This window comes from Lysobacter sp. Soil_N_23 (assembly GCF_057656135.1).
This window is the reverse complement of record NZ_JBDGKY010000015.1, coordinates 107,937-116,613: the sequence shown is the minus strand read 5'-3', so window position 1 is coordinate 116,613 and position 8,677 is coordinate 107,937. Positions and strand designations below refer to the sequence as shown.

Annotated in this window: 9 protein-coding genes and 1 riboswitch; of the genes, 7 read left to right on the top strand and 2 right to left on the bottom strand. The window is 66.1% G+C overall.

All coding sequences use genetic code 11. The annotated features are described in order from the left end of the window. Positions 1 to 195: 195 nt before the first annotated feature. Positions 196 to 276: riboswitch (S-adenosyl-L-homocysteine riboswitch) on the top strand. 80 nt (positions 277 to 356) lie between these two features. From ahcY to AC3A3X_RS12640, 7 genes are all read left to right on the top strand, one after another. Beyond that, positions 357 to 1,832, top strand: coding sequence for an adenosylhomocysteinase (gene ahcY / locus AC3A3X_RS12670; protein WP_487583380.1), 1,476 nt, complete (start codon positions 357 to 359; stop codon positions 1,830 to 1,832). A gap of 294 nt (positions 1,833 to 2,126) precedes the next feature. Continuing rightward, a complete protein-coding gene (gene metF, locus AC3A3X_RS12665; RefSeq protein WP_487583379.1) occupies positions 2,127 to 2,948 on the top strand; it encodes a methylenetetrahydrofolate reductase [NAD(P)H] in 822 nt (273 codons plus the stop codon). Positions 2,949 to 3,090: 142 nt separating this feature from the next. Then, positions 3,091 to 3,669 (top strand): hypothetical protein, encoded by a 579-nt coding sequence (locus AC3A3X_RS12660; RefSeq protein WP_487583378.1) that lies wholly within the window; start codon positions 3,091 to 3,093, stop codon positions 3,667 to 3,669. Between the two features lie 78 nt (positions 3,670 to 3,747). Further along, complete coding sequence (locus tag AC3A3X_RS12655; RefSeq protein ID WP_487583377.1) at positions 3,748 to 4,338, top strand: hypothetical protein; 591 nt, start codon at positions 3,748 to 3,750, stop codon at positions 4,336 to 4,338. 85 nt (positions 4,339 to 4,423) lie between these two features. Then, positions 4,424 to 5,335 carry a branched-chain amino acid transaminase gene (locus AC3A3X_RS12650; protein ID WP_487583376.1) on the top strand — a complete coding sequence of 304 codons (912 nt, stop codon included), beginning with the start codon at positions 4,424 to 4,426 and terminating at the stop codon, positions 5,333 to 5,335. A 266-nt stretch (positions 5,336 to 5,601) separates the two neighbouring features. Beyond that, positions 5,602 to 5,805, top strand: a complete 204-nt coding sequence (locus AC3A3X_RS12645; RefSeq protein WP_487583375.1) for a YgaP family membrane protein — start codon at positions 5,602 to 5,604, stop codon at positions 5,803 to 5,805. A gap of 218 nt (positions 5,806 to 6,023) precedes the next feature. Continuing rightward, positions 6,024 to 6,431: a Crp/Fnr family transcriptional regulator gene (locus AC3A3X_RS12640; RefSeq protein WP_487583374.1), complete on the top strand. Its 408-nt coding sequence runs from the start codon at positions 6,024 to 6,026 to the stop codon at positions 6,429 to 6,431. An 89-nt stretch (positions 6,432 to 6,520) separates the two neighbouring features. On the opposite strand, the gene AC3A3X_RS12635 is transcribed toward AC3A3X_RS12640, so the two are convergent. Both AC3A3X_RS12635 and AC3A3X_RS12630 read right to left on the bottom strand, forming a co-directional pair. Continuing rightward, positions 6,521 to 7,861, bottom strand: a complete 1,341-nt coding sequence (locus AC3A3X_RS12635; RefSeq protein ID WP_487583373.1) for a sensor histidine kinase — start codon at positions 7,859 to 7,861, stop codon at positions 6,521 to 6,523. 4 nt (positions 7,862 to 7,865) lie between these two features. Continuing rightward, positions 7,866 to 8,546 carry a response regulator transcription factor gene (locus AC3A3X_RS12630; protein ID WP_158733826.1) on the bottom strand — a complete coding sequence of 227 codons (681 nt, stop codon included), beginning with the start codon at positions 8,544 to 8,546 and terminating at the stop codon, positions 7,866 to 7,868. Positions 8,547 to 8,677: the final 131 nt, after the last annotated feature.

The following is an 8,677-nucleotide window of genomic DNA, read 5'->3' as shown; positions in this document are numbered from 1 at the left end:
CAGCAGTGGGCCATGGATGGCCCACGCCCCGCCTTCGGACAGGATGTCCGACGAAGGGGCGGAGCAATCCCCGGCCCAGCGGACGACGCCCTGCCGAGGCATCACGCTTGACGCGGTTGCGGTTGCCCTTGCCGGTGACGTGACAGCGCCACCGGGTTCATCCATCCGCAACCGCAACCGGCTAAAATGGCCCGCCTCGCCGAGGGGCGCTGCAAGTCCGGGCAATCCGGAATCAGGCTCGGCGGGACGCAACACGCACAACGGCGCCCGGTTTGGCAGGCGATGACTGCCCTGCCCTCACCCCAGCCCTCTCCCGCGAGCGGGAGAGGGGGTAAAGACAAACCGGAGCTTTCCAAATGAATGCCGTAGCCAAGCCTGCTTCTATGAAGCAATTCTCCACCGAAGGCGATTACAAAGTTGCCGACATCTCCCTGGCCGACTGGGGCCGCAAGGAGATCGACATCGCCGAGCACGAAATGCCGGGCCTGATGTCCATCCGCAAGAAGTACGCCGCCACCGCAACGCTCAAGGGCGTGCGCGTGACCGGCTCGCTGCACATGACCATCCAGACCGCGGTGCTGATCGAGACCCTGCGTGACCTCGGCGCCGACGTGCGCTGGGCCTCGTGCAACATCTTCTCGACCCAGGACCACGCCGCCGCCGCGATCGCCGCCAGCGGCACCCCGGTGTTCGCCTGGAAGGGCGAATCGCTGGAAGAGTATTGGGACTGTACCCTCGCCGCCCTGACCTTCCCGGGCACCGGCGCCGACAAGCACCTCGGCCCGCAGCTCGTCGTCGACGACGGCGGCGACGTGACCCTGCTGATCCACAAGGGCTTTGAACTCGAGAACGGCAGCGACTGGGTCAACACCGCCTCGGGCAACCACGAAGAACAGGTGATCAAGGACCTGCTCAAGCGCGTCCACGCCGAGCGTCCGGGCTTCTGGCACACCGTCGTGCGCGACTGGAAAGGCGTCTCGGAAGAGACCACCACCGGCGTCCACCGCCTGTACCAGCTGGCCGAAGCCGGCTCGCTGCTGGTGCCGGCGATCAACGTCAACGACTCGGTCACCAAGTCCAAGTTCGACAACCTCTACGGCTGCCGCGAATCGCTGGCCGACGGCCTCAAGCGCGCGATGGACGTGATGCTGGCCGGCAAGGTCGCCGTGGTCTGCGGTTACGGCGACGTCGGCAAGGGCTCGGCGCACTCGCTGCGTGCCTACGGCGCGCGCGTGGTCGTCACCGAGATCGATCCGATCAATGCCCTGCAGGCGGCAATGGAAGGCTTCGAGGTCAACACCGTCGAGAGCACGCTGGGCCGTGGCGACATCTACGTCACCACCACCGGCAACAAGGACGTGCTGACGCTCGAGCACATGTCGCAGATGAAGGACCAGGCGATCGTCTGCAACATCGGCCACTTCGACAACGAGATCCAGGTCGACAGGCTCAACGCCTCCGGCGCGGTTCGTTTGAACATCAAGCCGCAGGTCGACAAGTACACCTTCAAACATGCTGATGGAAAGCCGGGCAACTCGATCTTCCTGCTGGCCGAAGGCCGCCTGGTGAACCTCGGCTGTGCCACCGGCCACCCGAGCTTCGTCATGTCCAACTCGTTCTCGAACCAGACCCTGGCGCAGATCGACCTGTGGGCGAACAAGGACAGCTACGAGCCGAAGGTCTACATCCTGCCCAAGAAGCTCGACGAGGAAGTCGCGCGCCTGCACCTGGAAAAGATCGGCGTGAAGCTGACCCGACTGACCGACGAGCAGGCCGCTTACCTGGGCGTGTCGGCCGACGGTCCGTACAAGCCGGAGCACTACCGCTACTGATCGACCGCAGCCGCGTACTGCACAAGTATGGCGATACAAGGAAACGGGCGCTTCGGCGCCCGTTTTTTTTCGCCCCTGACAAACCACCCGTCATTCACCTAGCCAACCGTCATTCCCGCGAAGGCGGGAACCCAGCGACTTGCAACCCTGCCACTTTCTGCAGCCCCGCGGAAAGGCACTGGGTTCCCGCCTTCGCGGGAATGACGGGGTGAGGGGAGGAATCGATCGATTTCCGTTTCACTCCATCGCGATAGAGCGATAGAATGTCCGCCACCCCAGCACCGGCGGCCACGCATGACCCCGATCAGCTTCGAGTTCTACCCGCCAAAGACCGACGAGCAGCGCGCGCAGCTGGACAAGACCGCGGCCAGGCTGAAATCGCAGAACCCCGAATACGTCTCGTGCACCTTCGGCGCCGGCGGCTCGACGCTGAGCTACACGCCGGAGACGGTCGAACGCCTGCACCAGACCCACGGCCTCGATGCCGCCCCGCATCTGTCCTGCGTCGGCGGCACGCGCGCCGAACTGGGCGAGCTGCTCGAACGCTACAAGGCCATGGGCTGCCACCGCATCGTCGCCCTGCGTGGCGACCTGCCCTCGGGCATGGGTCATACCGGCGATTTCCGCTACGCCACCGAACTGGTCGAGTTCATCCGCCGCGAGCACGACGGCTACTTCCACATCGAAGTGGGCTGCTATCCCGAGTGCCATCCGCAGGCCGATGACGCGCACGCCGACCTGCGCCATTTCAAGGCCAAGATCGACGCTGGCGCCAATGGCGCGATCACCCAGTACTTCTACAACGCCGACGCGTACTTCCGCTTCGTCGACGACGTGCGCCGGCTGGGCGTCACCGTGCCGATCGTGCCGGGCATCATGCCGATCTCGAACTTCAGCCAGTTGCGACGGTTCTCCGATGCCTGCGGTGCCGAGATCCCGCGCTGGATCGGCAAGCGCATGCAGGCCTTCGGCGATGACGCCGAGTCGATCCGCGAGTTCGCCGCAGACATGGTCGCGGCCATGTGCCAGCGCCTGGTCGCAGGCGGCGCGCCGGGCCTGCACTTCTACACGCTCAACCTGTCCAAGCCGACACTGTCGGTGATCTCGCGCCTGTAGGAGCGAGCTTGCTCGCGAACCGGGCGGAATCGCTGCGGATGCGCTGATCGCGAGCAAGCTCGCTCCTGCCCCTGCCCGCAACCACATGCCATTGACGCCCGCGGGCGGAGGATGAACTTCCCCGTTCCCCCGCGGGCCGAAGATGAACACGCAGCCACGCCGGGTGGCGGCCTGGGTCTGGTTGTGGGCGCTACTGCTGGCGGCCCCGGCCCACGCCGTCGGCAGCTTCCATCGCTGCCAGGCCCGCGACGGCCAAGCCGTCTATACCGACACTGCCTGCGCAGCGCTGGGTGCTGCGCCTGCGCCGATGTCGGTCGAACTGGTCAATCGCCTCACCTTTGACGCGTCTTCATCGGCCAGCCTGGGGCTGCTGCAGGGCAATCCGCGCGGTGCCATTCCGATCCGCCGCCCGGCGGCCAGCGGCTGCGCGCGCAACGTCGGACAACTGTCGCTGGACCTGATGGGCGCCTTCGCCATGGGCGACGTCAATCGCATCGCCGAAAGCTTCCACTGGCCAGGGCTGCAGCACCAGCAGGCGCAGCTGGTGATGAATCGCCTGCAGCATCTGGCGCGGCAGTCGCTGGTCGACGCCAGCTTCTGGCCGTCGCTGGCCAGCGCCGACGATGGCGCCGGCGCCATGCAACTGGTCTTCTCCGAGCCGCAGCAGGTGCTGGAACTGGGCGTGGAGCGTTCTTCGGGCTGCTACTTCGTCCGCTTCTGAACTGCGGCCGGTATTGATCGGACTGCGATGGGCGTATCGTCGCGTTCCACCTGCCCCAGCTAGTCTGCACCGATGCCGATGTCGAAATGCCTGCTGATGACCGTGCTGCTCGTCGCGGCGGCATGGCAGCCCGTCGCCGCGCAGGTGCGCAGATGCACGACGCCGGAAGGCATGGACATCTTCACCGACCGACAGTGCCCGGATGTCGGCGCCGTCGAGCAGCCGCCCAAGGTCGCGCCGGCGGCAGGTTCGCGAGAACGCAGTGGCGGCTGCGCGCGCAGCCTTCGCGACCTGGTCCAGGAGCTCAACGGCGCCTTCGACGCCCGCGACGCCAATCGCCTAGCCGGCGTCTACAACTGGAACGGGATGTCGGGCAGCGCCGCCTACGCCGCGCTGGAGCGGCTCGATGCGCTGGTGCAGCGACCGCTGGTCGGCATCTACCCGGTCATGCCAGACGAGCCCGGCGACACGCCACCGGCGGAAGCCATCACCGAAGCCATCACCGAAGCCATCACCAGCGAGGATGGCACCGAGCCAGCGCCACCTCCCCGGCCCAGGCAGGCGCCGGTGGCGCTGCGCGTGGAGCAGACGCTGGCCAACGGCAGCACGCCATCGCGCACCGTGTTCGGCCTGCAGAAATACTTCGGCTGCTGGTGGATCAAGGGCTGACGCCTGGCGAGCGCCCAGGTCGCGACTTGGGCCCGGGACCTCGACGCAGGCACAATAGCCGTCTCCCCCTGACGGAAGACCGGCGATGCAATACCCCGAATGGATCTGGCAGAACGGCGTCATCAAGCGCTGGGCCGAAGCCACCACGCACGTGATGGCCCACGTGGTGCACTACGGCTCGTCGGTGTTCGAGGGCATCCGTTGCTACCAGACGCCTTCCGGCCCGGTGATCTTCCGCCTCACCGACCACAACACGCGCCTGTATGCCTCGGCCAAGATCTACGACATGGCGATTCCCTATTCGCTGGAGCAGATCAACGCCGCCTGCCGCGAAGTGCTCAAGGCCAACGACAACACCACCGACTACCTGCGTCCGGTGGCCTACCGCGGCCTGGGTGGCTTCGGCCTGTCGGCAGACACGCCGACCGACGTCGCCGTGGCGACCTGGAAGATGGGCCAGTACCTGGGCGCCAGCGTGCTCGACCAGGGCATCGATGCCTGCGTGTCGAGTTGGCAGCGCTTCGCGCCGAACACCCTTCCGGCGGGCGCCAAGGCCGGCGGCAACTACCTGTCGGGCCAGCTGGTCGCGCGCGAAGCTCGCCGCCTGGGCTTCGGCGAGGGCATCGCACTGGCCTCGACCGGCCTGCTCTCGGAAGGCGCCGGCGAGAACCTGTTCCTGGTGTTCGATGGCGCCCTGCACACCACGCCGGTCAGCGCCGCGCTGCTCAACGGCATCACCCGCAACACCATCATCACCCTCGCCCGCGACGCCGGCATCGAGGTGATCGAACGCGATCTTCCGCGCGAATACCTGTACCTGTGCGACGAACTGTTCATGTGCGGCACCGCCGCCGAGATCACGCCAATCCGTTCGGTCGACGGCCGCCAGGTCGGCAGCGGCAAGCCGGGCGCGGTGACGCGCCGGATCCAGGAGCTGTTCTTCGGTCTGTTCGACGGCAAGACGCCGGACAAGTACGGCTGGCTCGAGCCGGTCTGACCCGCACTCTTTGTAGGAGCGAGCTTGCTCGCGAAAGGCATCCCGGATCGCCGAGGTCCTTTCGCGAGCAAGCTCGCTCCTACATCCACAACGCGGACCTGGACGCGCGCGACGTCCATATCGGCGAACGCGCCGCGTCCTCGCCCGCATGCCCGGGTGACAAAGTCACTGACGCACTCCACGCGCCCTCCTATCGTTCGCTCCGACTGTCCGCGCGGGCATTTTCCCATCGGGCAATCCTTCGGACGAACTCAGAGGATGCAAGCATGTTCAACAGGAATGTCGGGGCGGCGGATCGTACGATCCGTCTGCTGATCGGAATTGCGCTCATCGCGCTGGTCTTCATCGGACCCAAAACACCGTGGGGCTGGATCGGAGTCATCCCCTTCGCTACTGCGTTGATTACCTGGTGCCCGCTGTATCAGCTTTTCGGCATACGCACCTGCGCCAGGAACGCATGCAAGTCATAGCTTGCGCAAGCCGCGTCGACAAGCACCCTGGGCGCTGGCTATAGCGTCCTGGGTGGACGCCCGGACCGGCTGGCCAGAATCATCGCCCCCAGCGGCAAGCGTCCTGCGGCAATTGACCGACGTCAGAAAGGCGGATCAGCCGCCTCGCAGCCTCGGGCCAGGAGGTCGTCCTCTACCGCGTCTCGCCTGGGGAGGCCTGTGCGATCACCAACGCCTGCGTGCTTGGCAAGCAGGTGTATCCGGTGGACGGCCATGCGGAGAGCGACATATCGGCGCTGGTTCTGCTACCGGACGTATTTCAACGCCGACTCAGCGAAAGCGAGCCGTTCCGTCGCTTTGTGTTCCGCGACCACGCCCAGCGCCTGGGGCACCTGATTGGACGAATCGAAAGCATCACCAGCGAACGCATCGACGTGCGCCTTGCACGTTGCATGCTCGCGCGCGCTGTCGACGGTGCGGTCATGGCCACTCATTGCCAGCTGGCCAGCGACATCGGCAGCGCGCGAGAAGTGGTAAGCCGGAACCTCAAGCTGTTCGAGCGCCAAGGTGGCGTGCGGCTGCATCGCAACTGGATCGAGATCCTCGATGAAGGATCCCTACGCGCTGTCGTTTCCAGCGGTTTGTAACGGGCAGGAGCGAGCTTGCTCGCGAAAGGGCCTCGGCGATCCGGGATGCCTTTCGCGAGCAAGCTCGCTCCTACAACCAGGTTGCCAGCTCAGACGTGCGGGAAGACGTCGTCGGCGAACGCGAGCGTGGCGACCACGCCGCGCTCCTCGCCCGGACGCACCTGCACTTCCCAGCCATACAGCGCGCACAGGCGGCGAACAATCGACAGGCCGATGCCGCCTCCCTGGGAATGCGCGGCATGCGTGCCGCGATAGCCGCGCTGGAACAGCTTGGCGGCATCCTCGGCGCTCAGTCCCGGACCCGAGTCGATCACCGCGACCGACTTCCTGCCCAGTCGCACCACCACTTCGCCTTCGTTGCTGTACTTGACGGCATTGCCGATCAGGTTGCCCAGCGCGACCGAGACGGCTGCTTCCGGCGCATCCACCATCAGGCCCTGCTCGCCTTCCACGCGCAGCTCCAGCGGCTTGCCGCCGAGCTGGGCACGGTGGGCGTCGAGCAACTGCTCGGCGACCCGGGCGACATCGGTGGCGCCATGGCCACGTTCGTTGCGCGACAGCAGCAGCAAAGCGCTGATCAGGTCGGTGCACTGCTGCTCGGCGCGCTGGATGCGCAGCAGGCGGTTGCGGGTCTTGTCGTCGACATCCGGGCGCGACAGCAGCAGTTCGACCGCGCCCTTCACCACCGCCAGCGGCGTGCGCAGCTCATGGCTGACGTCGGCGTTGAATTCGCGATCGCGCTGGACCACTTCGGTCAGGCGCTCGGCGTAATCGTCGAGCGCCTCGGCGAGCTGGCCGACCTCGTCGTCGGGGAAGTGCGATGCCAGGTTCTCCGGCTCCGAACTTCGCCCGGACAGCTTGAGGCGGTTGGCCAGCTCCGAGACCGGACTCATCACGCGTGAGGCCGACCACCAGCCGACCAGCAGCGACAACACCGTGAACAGGAACACCGACGCCCAGATCGCCCGCTGGAACTGGGCTTCGCCGCGCGTCGCCTGCGACATGTCGTAGGCGAGGAAGAACCATGCCTGGGGCGTCTTGCGCACCGCCAGCTTGTAGGAGAATGGCTCGCCGTTGGGGGCGACACCGGTCATGCCGTAGATGCCGTCGTTTAGCTCGTACCATTCCGGCCAATTGACGCGCACCGCGTCGAACTTGTCGGGCGTGTAGACGTAGGCGCGGATCTGCTCCACCGCGAAGGTGGTGTCGCCGCCTGCTTCGAACTGGCGCGCGGCCTGATCGATGTTGCGGTTCATCACGTCTTCGACGATCTGGTTCTCGACCCGGTTGCGGGTCCAGTTCGTCGCCCAGGCGAACAGCGCCGTCAGGCCGAAGCCGAGCAACACAAAGGCAAGGATGATGCGGCTGCGCAGCTGCCGCCGGAATCGGGTCCTGCGCGGCGGACGCTGGGGCTCTTCGGCGACCGCCATGGGCTCAACCGTTGTCTGGGGCGGCGATGCGGTAACCGATGCCATGGCGAGTCTGGATCAACGGAACTTCGAACGGCTTGTCGACCACCGCGCGCAGGCCATGGATGTGCACGCGCAGGCTGTCGGAGTCGGGCAGCTCCTCGCCCCAGACGCGCGTTTCCAGTTCCTGTCGCGTGACCACCGCCGGCGAGGCTTCCATCAGCGCCTGCAGGATCTTCAGCGCGGTCGGGTTGAGCTGCAGCAGCTTGCCTTGGCGACGGACTTCCAGGGTGTCGAGGTTGTATTCGAGGTCGGCGGTATTGAGCACGCGCGTCTGCACGCCGCGACCGCGTCGCGACAGCGCATTCAGTCGGACTTCGACCTCCTGCAGCGCGAACGGCTTGATCAGGTAGTCGTCGGCACCGGAGTCGAAGCCGGCCAGTTTGTTCTCGAGGCTGTCGCGCGCGGTCAGCATCAGCACCGGGGTCTGCTTGCGCGCTTCGTTGCGCAGCTTGCGGCAGACCTCCAGGCCATCCAGGCCCGGCAGGTTCAGATCGAGCACGATCGCGTCGAAGTCGTGGACCACGGCCAGGTGCAGGCCGGTGACGCCATCGGCGGCGAAATCCACGGTATGACCGCGGTCCTCGAGAAAGTCGCCTAGATTGGCGGCGATGTCCTGGTTGTCTTCGATGACGAGGATGCGCATGACTGGACCTTCCTGGGTAGTGGGGCTTTCGACCGTCGAACGTCTTTTAAGTTGCAGCGGCGACCAGGCGCCGGAGGGCCGCGGCGTTCCTGACTTAACGATCTTAACGATTCTGCCAGAGCCGTCGTGTG

Bases quoted from the DNA above. Each gene is read 5' to 3' on its own strand.
- ahcY (WP_487583380.1), top strand. From the start codon at position 357: ATGAATGCCGTAGCCAAGCCTGCTTCTATGAAGCAATTCTCCACCGAA.
- metF (WP_487583379.1), top strand. From the start codon at position 2,127: ATGACCCCGATCAGCTTCGAGTTCTACCCGCCAAAGACCGACGAGCAG.
- AC3A3X_RS12660 (WP_487583378.1), top strand. From the start codon at position 3,091: ATGAACACGCAGCCACGCCGGGTGGCGGCCTGGGTCTGGTTGTGGGCG.
- AC3A3X_RS12655 (WP_487583377.1), top strand. From the start codon at position 3,748: ATGTCGAAATGCCTGCTGATGACCGTGCTGCTCGTCGCGGCGGCATGG.
- AC3A3X_RS12650 (WP_487583376.1), top strand. From the start codon at position 4,424: ATGCAATACCCCGAATGGATCTGGCAGAACGGCGTCATCAAGCGCTGG.
- AC3A3X_RS12645 (WP_487583375.1), top strand. From the start codon at position 5,602: ATGTTCAACAGGAATGTCGGGGCGGCGGATCGTACGATCCGTCTGCTG.
- AC3A3X_RS12635 (WP_487583373.1), bottom strand. From the start codon at position 7,861: ATGGCGGTCGCCGAAGAGCCCCAGCGTCCGCCGCGCAGGACCCGATTC.
- AC3A3X_RS12630 (WP_158733826.1), bottom strand. From the start codon at position 8,546: ATGCGCATCCTCGTCATCGAAGACAACCAGGACATCGCCGCCAATCTA.